The 23386-nt window shown below is 54.2% G+C and carries 20 protein-coding genes; 5 read left to right on the forward strand and 15 right to left on the reverse strand.

Features of this window, described 5'->3' with window-relative positions:
* Window positions 1–5: 5 nt before the first annotated feature.
* Both M8T91_RS11175 and ppsA read right to left on the reverse strand, forming a co-directional pair.
* Window positions 6–575, reverse strand: coding sequence for a L,D-transpeptidase family protein (locus tag M8T91_RS11175; protein WP_301414240.1), 570 nt, complete (start codon window positions 573–575; stop codon window positions 6–8).
* Window positions 576–1005: 430 nt separating this feature from the next.
* Entirely contained in the window at window positions 1006–3369 is a 2364-nt protein-coding gene (ppsA, locus tag M8T91_RS11180) for a phosphoenolpyruvate synthase (protein WP_301414241.1), read from the reverse strand.
* A gap of 204 nt (window positions 3370–3573) precedes the next feature.
* On the opposite strand from ppsA, the gene ppsR reads away from it, so the two are divergent.
* From ppsR to M8T91_RS11195, 3 genes are all read left to right on the forward strand, one after another.
* A complete protein-coding gene (gene ppsR / locus M8T91_RS11185; RefSeq protein WP_301414242.1) occupies window positions 3574–4401 on the forward strand; it encodes a posphoenolpyruvate synthetase regulatory kinase/phosphorylase PpsR in 828 nt (275 codons plus the stop codon).
* Window positions 4402–4474: 73 nt separating this feature from the next.
* A complete protein-coding gene (gene pabB, locus M8T91_RS11190; protein ID WP_301414243.1) occupies window positions 4475–5806 on the forward strand; it encodes an aminodeoxychorismate synthase component I in 1332 nt (443 codons plus the stop codon).
* 184 nt (window positions 5807–5990) lie between these two features.
* Window positions 5991–6275 (forward strand): hypothetical protein, encoded by a 285-nt coding sequence (locus tag M8T91_RS11195; RefSeq protein ID WP_301414244.1) that lies wholly within the window; start codon window positions 5991–5993, stop codon window positions 6273–6275.
* A gap of 41 nt (window positions 6276–6316) precedes the next feature.
* Here M8T91_RS11195 and cysB read toward each other — a convergent pair whose 3' ends face one another.
* The 3 genes from cysB to M8T91_RS11210 form a co-directional block, all read right to left on the reverse strand.
* Window positions 6317–7288: an HTH-type transcriptional regulator CysB gene (cysB, locus tag M8T91_RS11200; RefSeq protein ID WP_301414245.1), complete on the reverse strand. Its 972-nt coding sequence runs from the start codon at window positions 7286–7288 to the stop codon at window positions 6317–6319.
* Between the two features lie 209 nt (window positions 7289–7497).
* On the reverse strand, window positions 7498–8400 hold the full coding sequence (locus tag M8T91_RS11205; RefSeq protein ID WP_301419075.1) for a 5'-nucleotidase: 903 nt from the start codon (window positions 8398–8400) through the stop codon (window positions 7498–7500).
* 568 nt (window positions 8401–8968) lie between these two features.
* Entirely contained in the window at window positions 8969–10258 is a 1290-nt protein-coding gene (locus tag M8T91_RS11210) for an NAD(P)/FAD-dependent oxidoreductase (RefSeq protein ID WP_301414246.1), read from the reverse strand.
* Window positions 10259–10503: 245 nt separating this feature from the next.
* Between M8T91_RS11210 and M8T91_RS11215 the strand changes: the two genes are divergently transcribed.
* A complete protein-coding gene (locus tag M8T91_RS11215) occupies window positions 10504–11838 on the forward strand; it encodes a glutamine synthetase family protein (protein WP_301414247.1) in 1335 nt (444 codons plus the stop codon).
* 431 nt (window positions 11839–12269) lie between these two features.
* Window positions 12270–14402 carry a M4 family metallopeptidase gene (locus M8T91_RS11220; protein WP_301414248.1) on the forward strand — a complete coding sequence of 711 codons (2133 nt, stop codon included), beginning with the start codon at window positions 12270–12272 and terminating at the stop codon, window positions 14400–14402.
* 140 nt (window positions 14403–14542) lie between these two features.
* Here M8T91_RS11220 and M8T91_RS11225 read toward each other — a convergent pair whose 3' ends face one another.
* The 10 genes from M8T91_RS11225 to M8T91_RS11270 all read right to left on the reverse strand — a co-directional run bounded on the left by M8T91_RS11225 (window position 14543) and on the right by M8T91_RS11270 (window position 23334).
* Window positions 14543–16234 carry an alanine/glycine:cation symporter family protein gene (locus M8T91_RS11225; protein WP_301414249.1) on the reverse strand — a complete coding sequence of 564 codons (1692 nt, stop codon included), beginning with the start codon at window positions 16232–16234 and terminating at the stop codon, window positions 14543–14545.
* A 107-nt stretch (window positions 16235–16341) separates the two neighbouring features.
* The gene (locus M8T91_RS11230) at window positions 16342–17388 is read right to left on the reverse strand and encodes a D-cysteine desulfhydrase family protein (protein WP_301414250.1); all 1047 of its coding nucleotides are present in this window, start codon (window positions 17386–17388) and stop codon (window positions 16342–16344) included.
* Window positions 17389–17874: 486 nt separating this feature from the next.
* Window positions 17875–18207 (reverse strand): preprotein translocase subunit YajC, encoded by a 333-nt coding sequence (yajC, locus tag M8T91_RS11235; protein WP_301414252.1) that lies wholly within the window; start codon window positions 18205–18207, stop codon window positions 17875–17877.
* Window positions 18208–18318: 111 nt separating this feature from the next.
* Complete coding sequence (locus M8T91_RS11240; protein WP_301414253.1) at window positions 18319–18765, reverse strand: helix-turn-helix domain-containing protein; 447 nt, start codon at window positions 18763–18765, stop codon at window positions 18319–18321.
* A 407-nt stretch (window positions 18766–19172) separates the two neighbouring features.
* The gene (bcp, locus tag M8T91_RS11245) at window positions 19173–19649 is read right to left on the reverse strand and encodes a thioredoxin-dependent thiol peroxidase (RefSeq protein ID WP_301414254.1); all 477 of its coding nucleotides are present in this window, start codon (window positions 19647–19649) and stop codon (window positions 19173–19175) included.
* 83 nt (window positions 19650–19732) lie between these two features.
* Window positions 19733–20254 (reverse strand): DUF2244 domain-containing protein, encoded by a 522-nt coding sequence (locus tag M8T91_RS11250; protein ID WP_301414255.1) that lies wholly within the window; start codon window positions 20252–20254, stop codon window positions 19733–19735.
* 181 nt (window positions 20255–20435) lie between these two features.
* Window positions 20436–21416 carry a malate dehydrogenase gene (locus M8T91_RS11255; RefSeq protein ID WP_301414256.1) on the reverse strand — a complete coding sequence of 327 codons (981 nt, stop codon included), beginning with the start codon at window positions 21414–21416 and terminating at the stop codon, window positions 20436–20438.
* Between the two features lie 130 nt (window positions 21417–21546).
* Window positions 21547–22173 carry a dUTP diphosphatase gene (locus M8T91_RS11260; RefSeq protein ID WP_301414258.1) on the reverse strand — a complete coding sequence of 209 codons (627 nt, stop codon included), beginning with the start codon at window positions 22171–22173 and terminating at the stop codon, window positions 21547–21549.
* A gap of 23 nt (window positions 22174–22196) precedes the next feature.
* Entirely contained in the window at window positions 22197–22973 is a 777-nt protein-coding gene (locus tag M8T91_RS11265) for a TatD family hydrolase (protein ID WP_301414259.1), read from the reverse strand.
* Between the two features lie 7 nt (window positions 22974–22980).
* Complete coding sequence (locus tag M8T91_RS11270) at window positions 22981–23334, reverse strand: PilZ domain-containing protein (protein WP_301414260.1); 354 nt, start codon at window positions 23332–23334, stop codon at window positions 22981–22983.
* Window positions 23335–23386 lie beyond the last annotated feature (52 nt).

Consider the following 23386-nt stretch of genomic DNA (forward strand, 5'->3'; position numbering starts at 1 on the left):
TCTTGTCAGCGGGTGACACGCACCGGTGTGCCGACACGCACATGCCGGTAAAACTTTCTTGCCATATGCGGTGGCATCCGCACACAGCCATGAGAGGCGGGATAATTGGGCACATGGCCGGAAGCATGCATGCCGATACCACCGTTGAAGCGAATATAGTTGTTCATTCTGGCTCCGCGATAAACGGTTCCGGCGGGACGGCGATGCCTGCGGGTATTCACATTGGATCTCACCACTCTGCCGGTGCGCTTGCTGACAAAGCTCCCATAAATGGTCGAGCGATGGTAGGGATGTTTTGACAGCACCCGGAAATACCCCGGCCTGGTACCGTATCCACGCTTGCCGGAAGAGACCTTGGAAACCCCTACCAGCCTGCCGCCTTTGTACAAATAGGCACGCTGCTCGCTCAAATCAATTTTAATTGAGGGACTGCCGCCTCTGGCTGCGGCCCGGTCATCGAACCAGTTGACACCCCGGGGTTTTGCCATTGCCGGGGGCACCGCCAAAAACACGATCAGGCACAACACCGTAAAGATGTATAGTATGGGGATTTGTAACTGTCTGCTTGTGTGCATGGCTCACCTCATCAACTCTCTCCGCTTTGATCCGGCGGGCGGACAGTCAGAAAGTCCAGCCTACACCGATTGAAGTGCATCGGCGGCGGAGGCCTCTTCTTGCAATGACTCGGCTTCAAAGCAAAATGCGCACTTCTACCCAACTTACGCATAATCCTAAGACTCTTCCGATTTTATTGAGGCAGCCGTTGACAGTTAGATTGAATTCTTCTCTAGGCGGGCGGTGATAGTGGAATGTATTTTTTCGGTAGTGTGTGATGGCAAAGTCTCACACAAAGATTGCAGGAAAAAATCTGATAATTTCACAGCAAAGGGCAACAAACTTCTAAATTATCAGCATAACGAATCTTTATTCGGTAAAAAAATCAACTATTGAAACACGGTTCCTAAAATGAAAAAGCGGCCCAAACTGGCCGCATGAAAGAAAAACCTAGCCTTCTTTACTGGCCAAATATAGCCAGGTGTCCACAGCAGTATCGGGATTCAGGGAAATACTATCTATTCCCTCATCCACCAGCCAGCGGGCGAAATCCTTGTGGTCCGACGGGCCCTGACCGCAAATCCCCACATATTTTCCAGCTTTCTTACAAGCCTGGATAGTACGAGACAACAATACCTTGACCGCAGGGTTGCGTTCATCGAACAAATCTGCCACCAGGCCGGAATCCCGATCAATCCCCAGTGTCAGCTGGGTCAGATCATTGGAACCTATGGAGAAACCATCAAAGTGCTGAAGGAAATCTTCCGCCAACAGGGCATTGGAGGGCAATTCACACATCATGATCACCCGCAGGCCATCTTCGCCACGGCGCAAGCCATTCTCTGCAAGCAAGTGGATGACTTCCTCTGCCTCCTCGGGCGTACGCACGAAAGGTACCATGATCTGCACATTGGTCAGGCCCATTGCATCGCGGACTTTTTTCAGGGCGCGACACTCCAGAGCGAAGCACTGACAAAAATCCTTGGAGCGATAACGCGCTGCGCCGCGAAACCCCAGCATCGGGTTCTCTTCACTGGGTTCGTATAGCTGTCCTCCCACCAGGTGAGCGTATTCATTGGATTTGAAGTCCGACAAACGTACGATTACGGGATTGGGTGTAAAGGCGGCCGCCAGAGTGGCAATCCCTTCCACCAGTTTTTCCACAATAAAGTCTTCCGGAGAGGGATAGCCGCCGATACGCTCACGGATATTCACTTGCAGATCCTGAGGCAGACTATCCAGCTCCAACAGTGCTTTTGGGTGGATACCGATCATGCGGTTCAGGATAAACTCAAGGCGCGCCAAACCGACACCCCGGTTGGGCACACGACTGAAGGCAAAGGCGCGATCAGGGTTGCCCACATTGAGCATAATGTTAAAAGGCAGCTTGGGCATATCGCTGACCTCGGCCTCCTCGCGCCGAAAGTTCAGCTCACCGGACATCACAAAGCCGGTATCCCCCTCTGCACATGACACAGTTACCGGGGTGCCGTTTTGCAGGATCTCAGTGGCATTGCGGCAGCCCACCACCGCTGGAATACCCAGCTCCCGCGCCAGAATTGCCGCATGGCAGGTGCGGCCACCGCGATTGGTGACGATTGCACCGGCCTTTTTCAGAATCGGCTCCCAGTCCGGATCGGTCATATCGGTCACCAGGACTTCTCCATCCTGCATCTCTGCCATTCCCCTGGCAGAAATCAGTTTGCGCACGCGGCCGGTACCGATACGCTGGCCGATGGCACGGCCTTCGCACAACACTTCTCCGCGTTCCTGCAGGCTGTAGCGTTCAATGCTGGTGCCCATGTCGCGGGAGCGCACCGTTTCCGGACGCGCCTGAATGATAAACAGCTCGCCGCTATCCCCATCCTTGGCCCATTCAATATCCATCGGACGACCGTAGTGCTGTTCAATTTTGCGCGCCTGCAGCGCCAGGCGGGTCAACTCCTCATCATTGAGAGCAAAGCGCTGGCAATCTTCTTGCGCCACCTGAACTGTCTTTACCGAGTAGCCGCACTCGCCACACTCGCCGTAGACCATTTTGATTGCCTTGCTACCCCGGTTGCGGCGCAAAATCGCCGGACGGCCCGCATCCAGCGCGGGCTTGTAAAGATAAAATTCATCGGGGTTTACCGCACCCTGCACCACCGTTTCCCCCAGGCCAAATGCCGCGGTAATAAAAATCACATCGCGAAAACCACTCTCGGTATCCAGGGTAAACATCACACCGGCAGCACCAGTTTCACTGCGCACCATATGCTGGATACCGGCACAGAGAGCCACCCCCATATTCCCGTAACCGGTGTGCTCCCGATAGGCAATGGCGCGGTCATTATAAAGAGAAGCAAAGACCCTTTTCACCGCCTGCAGCACTGATTCGATACCGCGGATATTCAGGAAGGTTTCCTGCTGCCCGGCAAAAGAGGCGTCCGGCAAGTCCTCTGCAGTGGCCGAAGAGCGCACCGCAACGGCGGTCTGGCCACCGCCCAAGGCCTCATAGCCTGCGCGAATTTCCCTCTCCAGTTGCGCGGGAAGCGGCGTTTGCAAAATCCAGTTGCGGATCTCCGCACCGACTTGGGCAAGGGCCGTGACATCACTGACATCCAGCCCCCTCAGGCGCTCGGCAATACGCTGCGCCAACTGCCCCTGGGCAAGAAAAGCCCGGTAGGCTTCTGCATTGGTGGCGAAGCCCCCCGGCACACTGACACCGGCATCGGTGAGCGACCCGATCATCTCACCGAGCGATGCATTTTTACCGCCGACCTTGTCGACATCATCCATACTCAGTTTTGCAAAGTCGATGGTGAAGTTCGTCAAGTGAAGGCCCTCTAAAATCCTGTGTCTGTGGCGGCTGATTATAAGGATGCGGCTTGTAAAAAATAGCCCGGAAAAAGCGGCGGGCTTGTTGTAAATTTTCTACAAGGTCATGGAAAGCATGAAAATAAAAGTCCCCTGACAGCACACCTCTTATTATACTAACGCCCCTGAACCAGAGGCCCTTGCAACAACCCGAGAAGAGATGTGGCAAAAGACAAGCGTACCGCCTTTTTTATTTCCGATGGAACCGGACTCACTGTGGAGGCTATTGGCCACAGTCTGCTGGCGCAGTTTCAGGACCAGCATCTCGAGCAGGTTACGCTGCCTTATATCGACTCTGCCAGCAAGGTCCAGCAGGCTCTACAGCGTATTGAAAAGGCCGCCAGCGAGTCGGGATTACAGCCCATCATTATCACCAGCATTGTGTCCGACCAGATTCGCCAACAACTGCACCAGAGCCCGGCCCTGATGCTAGATATTTTCGAAAACTACCTGACGCCCCTTGCCAGTCTCTTCAATCGGGACCCCGCCCAATCGGTCAACATCTCGCGCGGAATTGCCGACAGTCACCGCTACAATGACCGCATCCAGGCGGTGCACTTCGCCATGGACAACGACGACGGGCGCCGCACCAGCGGGTTCGAGCAGGCGGATGTGGTTCTCCTCGGAGTCTCCCGCTCCGGCAAGACCCCCACCTGCCTGTACCTGGCTCTGCAATTCGGCCTGCGCGCGGCCAACTACCCGATTACCGAAGAGGACATGGATTCCACCAATCTACCGAGAATACTGCTTCCCTACCGCCGCAAGCTCTTCGGACTGACCATAGATCCGACTCGTCTGGTGCAGATTAGACAGGAAAGACGCGCCAACAGCCGCTACGCTTCTAAGGAGCAGTGTGATTTTGAGGTGCGCCAGGTTGAACAGATGTTGAGGCGGGCCCAGGTACCCTTCCTCGATGCCACACAACTCTCGGTGGAAGAGCTTGCCACCCGTCTCATGTCCCAGGCCGGCATCGAGCGAAGAATTGACTAAAGTGCCCCCCGGCCTTTTCTAGCTGCCGCAAACTGTGTAGTGTGCGCCGTCTTACGGATGGCCGTGTTGTAAAATGAAAATTGTCTCTCTGCCCTATTCGCTTAACTCAGCAGCCGCTTTCACCGCAGTGGCCGACCTACCGGTACCTGTCTGGCTCGACAGTGGCCGGCCACTGTGCAGTGGCGGCCGCTATGATATTGTCAGTGCAGACCCACTGAATACCCTGGTTCTAGGTGCCGACAGTCCAGGACCGTTTACCCAGGTGGATGACCTGATACGCGAACTCTGCCCACAGGACAGAAACTCGCAATTGCCCTTTTGTGGCGGTGCCATTGGCTACGCCGGCTATGAGCTGGGGGTAGAGGGCAATTACCTGCCGGCAGACCTCCGCCCAACCGACCTGCCCGCAGGCTTTTTCGGGCTTTACAGTTGGGCTTTTATCGCGGATCACCAGTTGGGCAGCAGTCATCTGATCTTTCACCCCGCCTGCCCGGCCCGACAAGTGCGAGAGTTGATCGGCCGGTTTAAATCCATACAGTGGCAGACGTCCCCCATGCCGGGCGAATTCCGCCTGTTGGCCCCCTTCGAGCACGAGCTGAGTGCCGAGGGTTACCGCGCGCGTATTGAACGGATTCTAGGGTACATCGCTGCCGGCGACGTGTATCAGGCGAATTTTACCCAACGCTTTTGCGCCCCCTACGAGGGCGACCTCTTCAGCGCCTACCTTGCCCTGCGCAAGCGGGCTGCAGGGCCTTTTTCAGCCTATATGGCGCTGCCCCAAGGCAGTCTGCTGAGTATGTCACCGGAGCGGTTTATTCGCGCCGATGGCTGCAGCCTGCGCAGTGAGCCCATCAAAGGCACTGCCGCCAGGGCGGCCGATGCACCCGGGGACCAACAGGCGGCCTCAGCCCTGCAGAAAAGTCCGAAGGACCGCGCTGAGAACCTGATGATTGTGGATTTGCTGCGCAACGATTTCAGCAAGCGGTGTCGCAGTGGCAGTGTACGCGTGCCCGAACTGTTTCAACTGGCCAGCTTCGCCAATGTGCATCACTTGGTCAGTATTGTTACCGGAGAAATGCCCGAAGACACCGCCTACAGCGAGCTGTTAGCCGCCTGTTTTCCCGGTGGTTCCATAACCGGGGCACCAAAGCGACGCTCCATGGAGGTGATTCGCGAACTGGAGTCAAGCCCAAGGGGGGTCTATTGCGGCAGTATCGGCTATATCAGCAGCTGTGGCCGTGCCGACACCAACATTGCCATCCGCACCTTTACTGCCAGCAAGGGCCGTATAACATGTGCAGCAGGCGGTGGTATTGTTGCAGATTCCGAGCCGGCAGCCGAGCACCGGGAATGCCTTGCCAAGGTCAACCTGCTGCTGGAGACCACTGAGCAGTTTCTCTGCTAATACAGTGGATCCACACCTCGACCGAAGTTTGCCTTACATCTTGGGCAATCTGCTGTTTTGGGGTGCTTATACAGCGTTTGGTTATAGAAGTATCAAAGATTGATATTTCATAGTTATTAAAGATGCTGATAATTTCAATGCCAGAAGTGGTCTGTGCCCTAACATTCGAATCTAGGAACCTACCGTGAAGATCACGCTGGTTAAAAAAGTGCTCGCCGATGGCTCCCTCTGCGGCAAATGTCGCGACGTACAGGAGCGGCTGGAAGCAAAAGGACACCTCAGCCTGATTGACCGGACGCTGATCGCGGATGTGCGCGATCCCCAGAGCGCCGGTATTACAATCGCCCGCCAGTACAAGGTTGAGCGCGCCCCTTTCTTTATCGTTGAGCGGGAAGGTCAAGAGGCGGAAATCTACACCATTTACGCCAAGTTTGCCAAAGAGGTTTTGCAGCCAGCGGGTCGGCTCTAGCCCTGCTCACCCCCGCTTCTCACTCCCGATAGCGCCCCCACTCAATAGACCGGCAGTTCCAGATTCGAGAAGAGGGCATCTACCTCTGCGCGGGAAGCGGCGTGGGCAGCCTGCTCTACCAGGTCACGGGTGAGGTGCGGGGCAAACTGCTGAATAAAATCAAACATAAAGCCGCGCAGGAAAATCCCCTTGCGAAAACCGATTTTCGTCACACTGGGTTCGAAAAGCCTGCTGGCATCCAACGCCACCAAATCTTCATCCTCACCATCCACGGCCATATCCGCCACAATACCTATACCCAGTCCAAGACGCACATAGGTCTTAATGACATCCGCATCTGCGGCAGTGAAAACCACTTTCGGAGACAGCCCCTTTTCCATAAAGGCCTCATCCAATTTGGAGCGGCCGGTAAAGCCAAAGACATAGGTCACAATAGGGTATTTGGCAACGTCTTCCAGTTCCAACTGGTCAACCTGACACAGGGGGTGCCCTTTGGGCACAAGCACACAGCGATTCCAGCGGTATACTGGCATCATGACCAGGTCACTGAACAATTCCAGCGCTTCGGTAGCAATAGCAAAATCCGCCGTGCCGTCCGCTGCCATCTCTGAGATTTGCATCGGCGTACCCTGGTGCATATGCAGTGACACATCCGGATAACGGGAGATAAACAACTTGATCACCGGTGGCAGTGCGTAACGGGCCTGGGTGTGCGTGGTGGCAACCGCAAGGTTGCCTTTTTTGTCGTTGTTGAATTCCTGGGCAACCTGTTTGATATTCTCCACTTTACGCATAATCTCGCCGGCAGTCTTAAGGATGGCTTCACCGGCGGGTGTAACCCGCGTGAGGTGCTTGCCACTGCGGGCAAATATTTCTACGCCAAGCTCATCCTCCAGTAAGCGGATCTGCTTACTGATTCCCGGCTGGGATGTGTAGAGGCTCTGCGCTGTAGCAGAAACATTGAGATCATGATGCGCCACTTCCCAGATATATCGCAACTGCTGCAGCTTCATAGGTCCTCCCTGAGTGATCAATCACCCCGCCCCAAGGCGAGCGCCACGCTGACAGATAAATTGTTTGTTATAAAGAACATCAAAAATTATGCGCAAAAAGAATAGCAGTGAATGCTAACCCAGACCAACTGACGGACGAATATCCAGTTTAGAGGGGCGGGTGTCAATCAGATTTGGGAAACCCGTCCCATTCTGCGCGGCTGTTGCGGTTATGATTCAATATTGGCAATACCGTGGGGAACATGGCCAGTAGCTACATGCTCAGCGGCTGACGCACAGTGGTCGAGTTGGTCGTCAAAAAAGACATCGGCACCAAAAGCACGCAGAAACGCTCCCTTGGGCAGCCCTCCGAGAAAGACGGACTCATCCACACGTATATCCCAGGCACGCAGTGTACGGATTACCCGCTCGTGCGCCGGTGCTGACCTCGCCGTGACAAGCGCGGTGCGGATAGGGCAGGCATCCGGCTCGAACTCCGCCTGCAATTTCTGCAAAGCCTCCAGAAAACCCTTGAAGGGGCCACCGCCCAGCGGTTTCTGCGCCGAAGCGCGCTCCACCTCGGTGAAAGCGGCAAGCCCGTCGCGTTTGTAAACCTGCTCCGCCTCGTCAGAAAAAATGACTGCATCACCGTCAAAGGCAAAGCGTAACACGTCTTCCTGCTGCTCATGGCCGCCACCCGCCACCAGGGTGGCCGCCGCCACACCCTGCTCCAGGGCACGCCTGACATCCAGCCCATCCGTGGACAGGAACAAATCACAGCCGAAAGGGCCAATATAGCGATAGGGACTCTCGCCATTGCAAAAGGCTGCGCGGGTTATATCCAGTCCATAGTGCTCAATGGAGTTAAAAATACGCAGGCCGGTATCGGCACTGTTGCGGGAAAGCAGAATCACCTCCACACGGGGTTCGCCTCCCAGCAACTTATTGATCTTGAGGAATTTCTCTACCAGCGGAAAAGCGTCACCCTTGTCCAGAATGTCATTCTCACGCTCAACCTGATACCTGGAAAACGCATACAACCCCTGTTCTTCAAACACGCGGTGACTGTCGTTCAGGTTAAACAATGCCCGGGAAGAAATTGCAATAACCAGCTTATCCGGCAGGGTGCTCATCAGCGGACCCTCGCAACAGATGGCACTCCGTACCAGTAGCACGCCGTTACTGCCACTGGCGACCGCCCGCAACCCATGAGGTGCCACGTCAACTGTGGCTTCACCAACCTGACAAGCCACGGCCTGCCCCTGGCACAGACATTGGGTTGACCACGGGCCAAAAGCCGCCTGGTAGTAGAGTAATTCTGCCGGAGTGCTCCACACACGCGGACCCACCTAGGCCCACACATGGATATATGCTGACAATTGCGCGTTTGTCCCCTGATGTTGGACAAGATTGACCCTCCGGTAATGACTCAGGGTACTTTATCACCAATCCGCCCTACCATCTCAATGTAAGGGCGATTCCACAGGCACACCGGGGAAATCGGCAAGCGAAACCAGCTTCACCGAAAATTCTGCCTTGGGGCGATTCTATCGGACTGTGTCATCCAAGACTTTTTTGCACTGATTGCCGATCAAACGTCGGTGTCGCTATGACCGCACCCAGGATTGTTAGAGGCCGTGTCACTGGCCAATGTGCCACAAAGTGGTTACAGCCACCGGCCTCAGATTAGAGATAAACGGCTTAACGACCGAATCGATCCAGCAGGCTGTGATAGAGCATTCCCAGCACCAGGCAGGGCCAGCGCAGCAGCGTTCCCCCCGGAAAACGGTGCGCAGGTAACTGCGCCAGGATATCAAAGTGCTCTTCTGTACCGGCGATCACTTCCGCAAGCAGTTTTCCGGCAAAAGTCGCTGTGGGGACACCGTGGCCTGAATAGCCCTGACTGTAATACACATTCGGCTCTAACCTGCCTAAATTTGGCAGGCGATTCAGAGTGATGGCAAGGGTGCCTCCCCAACCGTAGTCAATCCGTATATTGGCTAACTGGGGATAGACGCGCAGCATATACTTGCGCACAAAGCCAGGTATATCCTTGGGAAATCTGGTCGTGTAGTTTTCCCCCCCGCCAAAAATCAGGCGATTATCGCCGGAAAGCTTCCAGTAATTGATCACAAAGAGGGTATCCTGCACAGCGTAATCATTGGCGATCAACTCTTTGCCCAGCGATATCGATAGTGGCTCAGTGGCAAGCACAAAATTATTAATCGGCATTATCCTGCCAGCCAGGCGCGGCTCAAGTTTCCCGAGATACCCATTGCAGGCCAGCACAATATTGCGCGCTTTAACCTGCCCGCTTACCGTTTCAACTGTACAGGAGCTCCCGCCTCGATAACACAACGCCCGGCTGTGCTCATAGAGGTCAACACCGGAAGCGGCACAGGCCGATGCCAGCCCCAGAGCGTAACTCAAGGGGTGTAGATGCAGAGAGCCACGATCCAGCTGCCCGCCCAGATAGCGCTTGGAGCCAACAAGATCGCGAACTTCTCCCCTATCCACATAGCGGATACGGCTGTAGCCGTAACGCTCCTGCAACAGTTGCACTTCTCTGCGCAGATCACTGTCATGGCTGGACTTGGCTGCCAGGCGCATAATACCGCGCTTCAGGTCACACTGAATAGTGTGTTTTTCGATCAGGTGTTCAACAAGCTGTACCGCCTCGACACTGAACTGCCACATTGTGTGTGCCGTATCCTTGCCGAGCATGTTCTCCAGGTCGGCCTGACTGCGGCGCTGGCCCACCCCAACATGGCCGCCATTGCGACCCGATGCGCCCCAGCCAACCCGCTCCGCCTCCACAACTGCCACCTTGTAGCCCCGCTCTGCCAGATGTAATGCAGTGGAAAGCCCTGTGTACCCGGCGCCAACCACACAGACATCCACAGAAACAGGGCCGGTCAACCGGGGAAAAGACGTTGCAGCAGTTGCACTTGCTGCGTAGTAGGAATCTGCGTGGCCCTGTAACTTTTTCATTTACTGGCGATCCTTCAAGTACACCAACGCGTTACTCCATGCCAAAGTCGAATCAATAACCAGACCATATTGAATAGCGAGGCGTATTTTTATGCTCATCAAAATCCCCATGTCACCCTATACTGCTGACGACAACCGCCGCGGTATCTACGCTGGGGCAATCCGCAAGGCAGCACCCCCAGACTGCAGTCCCAAAGTATACTAAAGCAATACTACTGGCAGGAGCATTTGCCCAAAGGGGCTCCATGGACAAAATCAAGCACTGGCTCGCAGAGCACAAAATTGCCGAAGTGGAATGTCTGGTGCCGGATATGTCGGGCAATGCCAGAGGAAAATTCACCCCCACAGACAAGTTCCTGACCCAGGACAGCCGCTTACCGGAAAGTATTCTGGTGCAAACCGTCACCGGTGGCTTTGTGGATGAGCACAATACACTGGTGGATCCGGCGGATACCGATATGCTGCTGGTGCCCGATCCCAATTCCGTTCGCCTCAACCCCTGGGCCAATGACCCCACTGCACAGATTGTCCATGACTGCTACACACGGGATGGCCAGCCGCATCCCATCAGCACACGCAATATTCTCAAATTTATTATAGAAAAATATCTATCAAAGGGTTGGAGACCGGTCGTGGCACCGGAAGTGGAATTTTATCTCATCAAGCGCAATCTGAATCCCGATGAAAAGCTTTCCGCCCCCGTTGGCCGTTCAGGACGCACGGAAAAAAACCGGCAGCCCTATAGCATTGATGCAGCGAATGAATATGAACCCATCATTGAAGATATGTACGATTTCTGTGAAGCACAGGGCTTGGATGTAGACACGCTGATACACGAATCGGGCACCGCACAGATGGAAATCAACTTCCTCCATGGCGACCCTTTAACAATTGCCGACCAGGTTTTTACTTTTAAGCGCACCGTGCGCGAGACCGCTCTGCGCCACGGTATTTATGCAACCTTTATGGCAAAACCCATGCAGGATGAACCCGGTAGTGCGCTACACCTCCACCAAAGTGTTGTCAGTGTGAAAACCGGGGAGAATATTTTTGTTGATAATCACGGAAAAGAAAATGATAATTTTCTGAATTTTATTGGCGGCATGCAAAAATACACCCCCGGATTTATCAGCTTCTTTGCCCCTAACGTAAATTCCTACCGGCGTTTTATCCCGGAAATGGCAGCGCCAATCAGTTTACACTGGGGATACGATAACCGCACTACAGGACTTCGAGTGCCCGATAGCACGCCAGCAGGAAAAAGGCTGGAAAACCGCTTCCCCGGTGCCGACTGTAATCCCTACCTGGCAATTGCTGCCTCCCTTGCCTGCGGCTATCTGGGCATGATCAATGAAGTGGCACCGAGTGCACCGTATCAGGGCGACTGCTCAAAAGAGCCCATTACTCTGCCCCGCACACAGGAGCATGCGCTCAGCCTCTTATTGGAATGCAGTGAGGCTGCTGAAATATTTGGCAGCAAGTTCGTAAAAGCATGGAGTGCCATAAAACGCGATGAATATGAAGAATTCAATAGAGTTATCAGTTCCTGGGAGAGGGAATTTCTCCTTCTAAACGTGTAAACATCCCTAAAGAATAATCTCGAACTTTTCTGCAAATAATTAATTAACTGGCGTACCGTTTATACGATGTTTACTTCCCATCCACCAAAAAAATTATCCGGCAGGATATTAACTTCTGATTTGTGACTACCTGGGCAAAACTATCGAAAACATTTAAAATAAATGAATTTTCCATGATTTTTTTATTGCCAGCATGTGTATGCAGAGTACTCTTTCAGTACCCGACAATATCGGGTACCCGGTTTGAGAAAGCGTGCGTCAATACCGCAAATGCGGCCCTACCCCCTTGACGCCCGGTCACCTTCTGACGTCTTACCAAACACAAAGACCGGCCAGTACCCGCCAGGTTTTCCACACTTCCCCACAAGGGAGGATTTCCGGTACCGGGTATCCGGTTTCGTATAAAAAAGTAATTAAAGGGAAAGCTAGCAATGAAGCATCTAGTAGGAGTTACCTGCACTTTAGCCATGGCTATTAGTGCCCAGGCCGCCGAGCGCATCCCCGCCACAGTGGATATGCTCTCGCCCCAGGCATTAACCGCCATTGCCGGGTCGGATATCGGGCTCAAAAAAGTGCGTGAACGCACATTGAGCAATGGCAGAACTATCGCCCGCTATCAACAGACCCACAAGGGGATTCCCATTTGGGGCCAAACAGTAACCAGCTCTGGCCAGGGACTGATCACCGAGGTGCACGGCAATGTGCTCACTGGTCTGGAGCTGGAAGTACCCAATGTTCGCGCTTCTATTGATGGCAACAATGCGCTCGAACGCGCAATGAATCACCAGATCACCATGCGCAGCCAGCAGGGGTCGGTCGAACGCGCACTTTCCCTGCCCGCGCTCAAACTGGAAGCCAACAACCCCAAGAAAGAACTCTATATCTATATCAATGAAAAGGACGAGGCCCGCCTGGCTTATCTGGTCAACTGGGTGGAGTACGGCGATAAGCCCACCCGCCCCTTCTACTTTATTGACGCAATGACCGGCGAAGTCATCCAGCACTGGGACGGCCTGAACTTCCAGCAGTATCAGGATGCCACCGGCCCCGGCGGCAACCAGAAAACCGGCCGCTACGAGTATGGTACTGACTTCCCGCCCATGGTAGTGGACAGCAACTGCCGCATGGATAATCCCAATGTGGAAACGGTGGACATGAATCACAGGACCAGTGGTGGCACCATCCATCAGTTCACCTGCCCTTACAATGACTACAAACAAATTAATGGCGCATTTTCACCACTAAATGATGCCCATTTCTTTGGCAGCGTGGTTTTCGACCTTTACAGTGACTGGTACAACACCTCTCCGCTAACCCAGAAGCTGCGGATGCGGGTGCATTATGGCAACAGCTTTGAAAACGCCTTCTGGGACGGCAGTCAAATGACCTTCGGCGATGGCCGCAATATCTTCTATCCGCTGGTCAGCCTGGATGTTTCCGCCCACGAAGTGAGCCACGGTTTCACCCAGCAAAATTCCAACCTCCGCTACAGTGGCCAGTCCGGCGGAATCAACGAGGCGTTTTCAGATATCGCCGGTGAAGCCGCTGAATTTTATATGCGTGGCAGCAACGACTGGCTGGTTGGTGCTGAGATCTTCAAATCCAGTGGCGCACTGCGCTACTTTGAAGATCCGACCCGTGATGGCCGCTCTATTGGTCACGCCAGTGACTACGTCGATGGGATGGATGTCCACTTCAGCTCCGGTGTCTTTAACCGTGCCTTCTACCTGATTTCCAATACCAACGGCTGGACCACCCGTACCGCCTTTGACACTTTTGTGCTTGCCAACCAGATGTACTGGAGCCAAGATTCAAATTTCGTTGATGGCGCCTGTGGTGTGGTCTCGGCAACCGAAGACCTCGGGTATGACGTATCGGCGGTCACGGCGGCTTTCGACACAGTGGGTGTATCCACCAGCAACTGCGGTGGCACCGAGCCCCCGACCGGTGGTGAGCTGGAAAACGGTGTCCCCGAAGAGGATTTGTCGGGCAACACCGGCCAGGAAATCCACTATACCCTGGAAGTCCCGGCAGGTTCGACCGACCTGAGCTTTGCCATGTCAGGCGGAACGGGTGATGCCGACCTGTATGTCCGCTTCGGTGCCGCCCCCACGACATCCACCTACGATTGCCGCCCCTATACCAGTGGCAACAATGAAACCTGTACTGTTTCCAACGTTCAGGAAGGCACCTACTATGTGATGGTCCGCGCTTACACCTCCTTCTCCGGCGTCAGCCTGGTAGGCAACTATGCCGGCAGCGGCGCAAGCGGCTGGGAGGAAACCGACCTGTCCGGCTCCCAACGCAGCTGGCAGCACTTCACCCTGGATGTGGCCAGTGGCATGTCCGCTCTTACCGCGGCAATGTCCGGCGGCAGTGGCGACAGTGACCTCTACGTACGCTATGGATCCACTCCCACCCGTGACACCTGGGATTGCCGTCCCTACAAATGGGGCAATGATGAAAGCTGCAGTATTGACAATCCTCAGGCAGGTACCTGGCATATCAGTATCCGGGGCTATTCCTCCTACTCAGACGTGACCTTGAGCGCTCAGGCGGAATAAACCCGTGCACCGACCACTGTATCGGTGACGGGCCCAGGCCAATTAACGAGGTATCTTGTGGCTATCCCCGCATTGGCGCGAGACTGGGGAACGCAAGCCGATCAGTGCCAACAAGAAAGGCGGCCCCTTGGCCGCCCTTTTCACTTTCGAGCAAGCACTTCGGAATCAGCCAGTTTCTTTTGGCTGGGATCTTTCCAATATTCCTTTACCGTATCCTTCATTTCTTTTGCCAACACCGTAATACCAAACAGGTTGGGCAGGGTCATGATCACAATCGCCACAGCAGACAGGTTCCAAATGATGGTTGTGTCCTCGATTGCCGCCCAGAAAAAGGCAACCACATATACAATTCTGTAAGGCATCACCGCTTTGGGCCCGAACAGGTAGATCATCGAGCGATCGCCGTAATAAGACCAGGCAATAGCTGTGGAGAAGGCAAACAGCAGAATGCCTATGGTAACAATCAGCCCACCATATTCCCCAAAGAAACCGCGCTGGAAAGCCTTGTTGGTCAATGCCACCGAGTGCACCAGGGATTTACCCCAGATATCGACATCCGCATTGGCGAATTTGCCATCCACCACAGTGAGAACACCCGTGAAGCTGTCATCGCCAACGCGAAAATCCAGATCCTCGGCAATAGAACGCGCATGAATCAGGGTAAAATCCCGAGCATTCTGCACAAGACCGTCGTCCACTACTACAGAGCCATTATAGGTTTTTACCGTACTTGGCTGGCCACTCAGGTAATTAAACAGCTGTTTCACATCCTCAGCATTGTTCTCATCAAAACGGCCTTCCACAACATAGGTGTCCGCCCCTTCAAACAGGTTCTCATGCTTTTCTGTCCAAACCCCGGAGGAGAGAATCACAAGGCCGGTCAGAGTACAGATAATGATCGTATCGATAAACGGTTCCAGCAGGGAAACCATACCCTCAGAAACTGGTTCATCGGCACGCGCTGCGGCGTGCGCAATCGGGGCTGAGCCCTGCCCCGCCTCATTGGAGAAGAGGCCCCGGTTTACCCCGCGATTAAAGGCGTAGGCAAAGCTGGCACCCAGAAAACCGCCTACCGCAGCACTACCGGAAAAAGCATCGCGGAAAACGGCCCCAAAGGAAGGAATAATATTTTCATAGTTATATAAAATAACACCAAGGGCACCGATCACATAAATGAAAGCCATGGTGGGAACGATGGTGGAAGTCACCTTGGCAATCCGCTTGATACCCCCAATGATCACCATTCCCAGCAAGATAGCGAGCACTCCACCGGTCAACCCTTTGCTGATACCAAAGGAATCGTGCATGGCCTGGGCGATATTGTTGACCTGGGGAAGACTCCCGGTACCAAATGAACAGATCACCGTGGCAATGGCAAACAGAACAGCCAGCCACTTCATATTGAGGCGGCGCTCCATATAGAACATGGGGCCACCGGCAAAGTAGCCGTCCGCGGCTTTGATACGGTATTTATGGGACAACGTCACCTCAACAAACTTGGTTGTCATGCCAAGGAAAGCGGTCATCCACATCCAGAATAGCGCAGCCGGTCCTCCCAGGAAGATAGCGAGGCCCACACCACCGATATTACCGGTACCGACAGTACCGGAAAGCGCGGTCGCAAGGGCTTGAAAGTGCGAGGCATCACCGGGATCGCCGGGCTTGTCGTACTTGCCCTGTACGACTTTGATCGCGTGCCCGAAGTAACGAATCTGCGGGAACCCCAGATAGATAGTGAAAAAGAAACCGACTCCCAGCAACACCCAGGGAAACCAGGGCGCTGAACCGAGAAAGCCGTCCAGTGACAGCATTAGTTGATTGAAGGACTCCAAGCTAACCCCCACGGTTCTGACTTAGTTCTGATTATTTTATATACAGACAAAGCTGTAATGCGTTGCGCAGGTTAGCAGCTTCCAGGGCGCTAGAACAGTAATGCCGGTCAATCCCCCAGAAATGAAAAGTGCTGTCGGTAGGGAAACAGGGCAAACTGCCCCCCCGTATGGACAAAAACCAGATTCTTAGCCCCAGCATATTTCCCCATGTTCAAGTCCTGCAAGAGCCCGTGAAAGGCCTTGCCGGTATAGACCGGGTCCAATAACAGTCCTTCGAGGCTTGCCACTTCAGCGATGGTTTGATAAACCGGTCGCTCTGCTTGGGCATAACCCGGCCCGATGTAATCCGCATTGACACAAACCGCAAGTGCATCGGTTTCAATTTTTTCTCCCACCAATGCACACCAATGGCGAATATCCTCCCTGACCTTGGCCTGAAAATAGGCCGCATTGTCACAAACAGCATAGCCAGTGACTTTGCACCCGGTCTCCAGAAGGTGGCAACCCAGTGTCAGACCAGCCTGGGTCCCCCCGCTTCCGGTAGCGCACACAATATGCTCAGGTTCGAAACCATAGGCCAGGCAGTCAGTCATCAACTCCCGGGAGGCTTCGATATAGCCCCAGATACCAAGACCGTCGCTGGCACCTGTGGGAATACAGAAAGGCCGATGGCCTCGGGACCGATAATCCTCAGCCCAGTATTGAAAAAGCCCGGACAACGCCTCTTTGTATTCTCTTGCCAGATACACTGCCACGCTTGCGTCAGCGAGGTGATCCAGCAGGAAATTGCCATCCATCTCCTCACTGGTTCCCCCACGCAGTAACAACTGTACCTGCAAACCGAGCCGAGCCCCTACAAGCGCTGTGGTGCGACAGTGGTTGGATTGTATTCCTCCGCAGGTGATTAACGTATCACAGCCCTGCCCAGTGGCAGCAGCGGTGACAAACTCGAGTTTGCGAAGCTTATTGCCCGACATCCCGGATTCAGTCAGGTCATCCCGTTTCACCCAGATTCGCGGCCCACCACAGGGGTAGGAAAAGCGCTCGCTGATTCGACTCAGGGGCTGTAACGGTGTCGGCAGATTGGCCAGCCGCAGACGGGCGGGCAACTCGATAGGCAGGCTTTTGCGCACGGCGGTTCCATCCCGGTTCATTGGATCAATGGCGACGGTGACCGAATGGGAATCTCTCAGCCACTCTGGCTAGTCTCTCCAGGGTCGGTATTACCAAGGCCAGTGCGAGTGGAACAGCTGATACCATGGCTTGCCCACTGAGTCAGCCTGACCAATTTCCCTCATTGCCTCAGTCACTTCCTGCAGCAGATTAGCCAGGATAGTTCCACTGACCAAAAACACCCGATTGAAGACGATCTGTGAGAACCATCGACCAGGGAATAGAAACCGTTCTCCCCTTTCACAAGGCGTCGAACCGAACCCCACATTGCTATTTTTCTTACTGACAGGGTCTGTTATCAGGCTTTTGCAACAGATTTTTATGCACCGGCTCCCCCTAATAGCGAGTGCCTTATCAAACAGCGAGCAGGGGGATTCACTGCATAATCGAATCAGACACAATAAAAAAGCCCGGCGACTACCAGGCTTTCTTTGCCAAACAGCTCAAAGCGCACATCGCATAACGTATCAGATTTTTTTGATGGTACCTTTAGGCAATACAGCGTGCACTGCCACTTTCTGGAATTTCAGGGACATATTGTCCGCTACCTCCAAAACAATGTAATCGTCATCGACTTTGTCGACCCGGCCCAACATACCACTGCTCATGACCACTTCATCGCCTTTTTTCAGAGCACCCACCAATGCCTGATGTTCTTTCTGGCGCTTGCGCTGGGGGCGGATAATAAAAAACCACATAAACGCGAACAGCCCCGCAAACATCAGCAGGGTAATCATTGAATTACTCTGGGGTGCCGGCCCGGTTTGCTGTGCCATAGCGGAAGGGATAAAAAAGCTCATGCAAATCCTCAAAGAGTCAGCCTATAAAATTGTCGCTAACTCTAACGGGTTTACCTCGCCGAGGCAACGGATCGGACCGACCCGGGATGGACCGGTCAATCCCATTTGTGCTCAAAAGCGCTGACGGACCTGACGCCGGTAGCCCGTTGGCGACATACCGGTCCAGCGCTTGAAGGCACTGGTGAAACTGGTTCTGTCCGAGAAATCGAGAATTCTAGAGATACCGTCGACACTGAGCGCGGTATCCTTAAGAAAATGCACTGCATGGCGGAATCGCACATGATCGCGCAGCGAGGCAAAGCTCAAGCTGTGCTCCTGCAGACGGCGCTGTAAAGTGCGGGTAGACATGCTTAAATCGGAAGCGACCGGGCGAATCGCGAGAGAGGCCTTGCCAATGCGCTGTTCCAGCACATCAATCACCCGGGCGGCAATGCCAAAGCTGGTTGCCTCCGGGGGGGCCAGGAGCTGGTCGAGAATATTCGGATCTCCGGATAATCTGGCCTGCTGAAGGGATTTGTCTTCAGATAGCGAAGTCTGGTCGGGCTGAGTTTGGTTCATCGAGCTGCTCCTTTTGAGTTCCGTGAGCCGCAGTTATTTTTCTATGTCCGCTTCCAGCGAATCCCGGTGACCATTGCCCGCACCTGCATACCAAACCTTTTTCGGGCTACCTCTTGATGCGGGATGCATCGAAAGCTGACATCGAATCCTTCACAGAGATGTACAATTTTTAAACTAACCGCCCCGGCAATACCCCATAGAGAAACACTCTCTTGCCGGCGCACCTTTCCTTTACAACAGCCAGTATAGACCAAGATTTGAGAAAGCAAGGGGCGACAGCGCTTTTTTTTATCTTCTTTTGCGGCAGGCACAATACCCAGCCCCCGAGCCAGGGCTCAAAGGGCGGGAAAAGCGGGACCTAGGGAACAGTCAATCGATACACTACCGAAATCCACTCTGTCCGGCAGTCAGTTAAGATGTTCATCGATCCAGTTGAGTACTTCGGTATCGTGGGTCTTGGTTTTCACCCGGTCAATGATATGTCGGAGACGTCCGCTTTTGTCGATGATATAAGTGGTCCGTATCAGGCCCATATACTCCCGGCCCATAAACTTTTTCAGGCCCCAACAGCCATATTTTTCGGCGATTTTATGCTCTTCATCGGATAAGAGATCAAAGTTGAGCCCGTGCTTCTCAATAAACCGCTGTAACTTGCCTGTGCTATCTGGGCTGACCCCCAGCACTACGGTGTTGCGTTGCTCGAACGCCTCGGCACTATCTCTGATACCGCAGGCCTGAGTGGTGCAACCCGGCGTCAGCGCTTTTGGGTAGAAGTAGAGCACCAGATGCTTTTTGCCACGAAAATCCTTTAGCGAGACTTTCTCACCATTCTGGTTGGTCAAGGTAAAAGCCGGTGCCAAATTGCCAATTTTGGGAAAAGCCATAGGAAGTCCCCCGGGGAGCTGGAGTGTAGGATGCGGGGATTATAACGAAAAGAAGTTATAGAAACGCCAGTTCGGTACAAAAATCAAAACTGGTGCAGTTGAAACGCCCTCTCTTTACGCGCGCAGATACCCACATGTCCCAATCGCTCAACCAACTCCGCCTTTTCCGCATCGGTCAAGAATTCCCCCACTTCCAGACACCCCTCAGGGCCGCTAAAGCTCACCGAGGCCGGTTCTGCAGTCCCGCTACCCATACGCACCAGAACCACCAGGCTGTCCCTGGTGAACTCCCGATGGTAAATGCTCTGTCCGCGAAACCCCCTGCAACAATCGAACACGACCTGCTTGTCATCGATACGAATCACTTCGCGACGGGTGCCCTCCAGACACACATAGGCAAACAACACCGCCAGTAACAGCATTTCCAAACCCGCAAACGGCAGGATCATCCAGGCACCGGCAAAGGCGAAGGCCAGGCTGATACCGAGGGAAACAGCGACCAGGGAGAAGAACACCCACAGATTTGCAGAAACAGACAGGGACTGGTTTGGTTGAAGAAGGATACAGGCGCAGCGGGGGGAGTAACGGCCGACTTCAGTAACCATGGCAGACGGTCCCGGCAAGTACTTACCCTCAGTGTAGTGTCGCTGCCAGAAGCCCACATTGGCGAAACAGCCCCTCAAGTCCCCCCAAGTGCGGGTCCAGAGCAGACACTGCCAAAAACCCGCTGGACCGGGCGGGTTTCTTGGCGAGTGACCAGGCGCAATGACCGGTCGATCGGGCGGATTATGGCAGCAGGTGCGCTACTGCATCGCGCTCTTCCACCAGCTCCTGTTCGGTGGCTGCCATCTTTTCACGGGAGAAAGCGTTGTTTTCAACACCTTGAACAATTTTCCAGTGACCATCTGCGCAGGTACAGGGAAAAGAATAAATCAGGCCTTTCTGAATACCATAGGAACCATCACTGTACACTGCCATGCTGGTCCAGTCGCCTTCAGCAGTACCCAGGGCCCAATCGCGCATGTGGTCGATCGCCGCATTGGCAGCAGATGCCGCGGAGGAGGCACCTCGGGCCTTGATAATTGCCGCACCGCGCTGCTGAACAGTGGGAATAAAGTCCTTTTCGTACCAGTCCTGCGCGACCAGATCCATAGCCGCACCGCCGGAAACTTTAACCTGGTACAGATCCGGATACTGGGTGGAGGAGTGGTTGCCCCAGATCGTCAGATGGGTAATGTCATTCACGCTGGACCCCGTTTTGTTGGCCAACTGAGACAGCGCGCGATTGTGGTCCAGGCGGGTCATCGCGGTGAAATTGCGCGGATCCAGATCCGGGGCGTTGCGCTGGGCAATCAGCGCATTGGTATTTGCCGGATTGCCAACCACCAGAACTTTTACGCTGCGCGAAGCAACATCGTTCAGGGCCTTACCCTGCGCAGAAAATATTGCAGCATTGGCTTCCAGCAGATCCTTGCGTTCCATGCCGGGCCCGCGGGGGCGTGCACCGACCAGCAGTGCGTAATCGACGTCTTTAAAGGCAATAGTGGCATTATCGGACTGAACGATACCCGCAAGCAGTGGGAAGGCACAGTCTTCGAGTTCCATGGCGACCCCTTTCAGCGCCTCCAGTGCCGGCGTAATTTCCAGTAACTGCAGAATAACCGGTTGGTCTTTACCCAGCATCTCGCCGGAAGCGATACGAAACAGCAAAGAATAGCTGATCTGGCCGGCAGCGCCGGTGACAGCAACACGAACAGGTGCTTTCACGATAATTCTCCCTGGTTGGTAAGGGGCCGCATTATAGGGCCTCGCAGGTAAAATTCATCTTACTCCGCAAATAGCGGCTCAAATTTAAGGGCGAGAACACTCCACCTGTGCCAACACCACACAAGACCGCTTAAGCCCGTACAGCTCCCCGGTAACGTGTTTGCAGAGCGCGATAAACCTGATCACTGTAATCGGCAGCAGCAGAATCGAGCTGGTTGGCGATCTCGGCCAGGTGCTCATTGTCTTCACGGCCAGACCAGTGCTTCAAATAGGTACCCTCCTGGTAACCATTGTCCTGGCGGAAGCGATTGAGCACATTTTTACCGACATAGCGCCGATAAAGCTCCGCAAATGACATAGTGGTATCGGCGAGCAATTGGGCAAATCCCACCAGGTCAAACTGCTTGCTGGCCAGTGTATTCAGGGTGAAAGTCTCCAGGTTCTCGCGAAAATCACCCGGTGCGCGCCGCCCGCTTTCAAGCGCCTGCAGCATGCTCACCGCCACCCGCTCGGGGGCACCCTGTTGTAACTCCAGGCTGAGTCCGAAATGCCAGATATCCACCAGCTCCAGTTTTACCTGCTCCATATCCGGCTGTTGTTTTTTCCACCACTTCCAGCCGTAATGGTCCAGCAGCTCGGCACTTTCCACCCATATTGCCCGATACCAGGCAAAATTTTGCGCGCGCCAGTTGTCATTGACCAAGGTATTGATCTCGTCTTGCAGGGTCAGCATGACCTGCAGCTGCTGTTTCATCATTGGTGTACTTCCTGTTGCCCGAATCAAGCGGCTCGGGAGAATAATCGGAAAAAGTTTTCTGTGGTCATCCCGGCCAGTTGTTCATAGGGGATCCCTCGCAAGTCGGCGACAAACTGAGCAACTTCCCGCACATAGGCGGGGATATTTGGCTTGCCTCGATAGGGAACCGGGGCCAGATAAGGGGAATCCGTCTCCACCAGCAGACGATCCAGGGGCAGCTTGCGCGCTACATCACGCAGCTCCTGCGCATTTTTAAAGGTGACAATGCCGGACAGGGAAATATAGTAGTTGAGATCTAGTGCGGCCTTTGCCATCTCCCAGCTCTCGGTAAAACAGTGCAGAACTCCTGCCGTTTCCAGGTTGCCGTATGTGCGAATCAGATTGATGGTGTCCTCGCGGGCATCGCGGGTATGCACAATCACCGGCAGCACCGCGCGGCCAGCTGCCTCCAGGTGCGCGGCAAAGCTCTGCTGCTGAACTTTCTTGTTTTCTGTACTGTAGTAATAATCGAGACCGGTCTCCCCCAAAGCAACCACCTTGGGGCGCTCGGCCATTTTTATCAAAGCATCGACACCGGCCAACCCCGATTCCACATCCAATGGGTGCACTCCAACGGAACAGACAACATCCTCGTGGCGAGAGGCGATCTCCACTACCGTATCCGCATTTTCCAGGCTGACCCCTACACACAGGAACCTGCCAACCCCGCGTTTGCGGGCAAGCTCCAGCACGGCATTGATATCGCCAGCAAAATTGTCGAGTTTCAGTCTGTCCAGATGACAGTGAGAATCTACGAGCATCGATAATTTACAACGTATGTGTGGGCCGGCTCGATTCCAGAGTGCCTGCCAGATAAGTCTCAATTTTATTCTGGGCAATATTATCCTTGTCCCCAAACTGAACGCCGATACCCGGCGTGCGGTTGCCCTGGGCCCCGCTCGGAGTTATCCAGATCACCTTGCCAGCCACCGGGATTTTTTCCGGCTCATCCATCAGACTCAGCAGCAGGAAAACCTCATCTCCGAGACTGTAGGATTTTTCCGTACTGATAAACAGACCCCCATTCTTTACGAAAGGCATATAGGCCGCATAGAGAACGGACTTATCCTGGATCTTCAGCGAAAGAATGCCGCTGCGGGCACCGCCTCCCATGGCTTTCATGCTCATTCCCACTTTTTGACTATCGCACTAACTTATCCGAGCCCACCGGTCC

The sequence above is a fragment of the Microbulbifer sp. MI-G genome (genome assembly GCF_030440425.1).
In the GTDB taxonomy this organism is placed as follows: Bacteria; Pseudomonadota; Gammaproteobacteria; order Pseudomonadales; family Cellvibrionaceae; genus Microbulbifer; species Microbulbifer spongiae.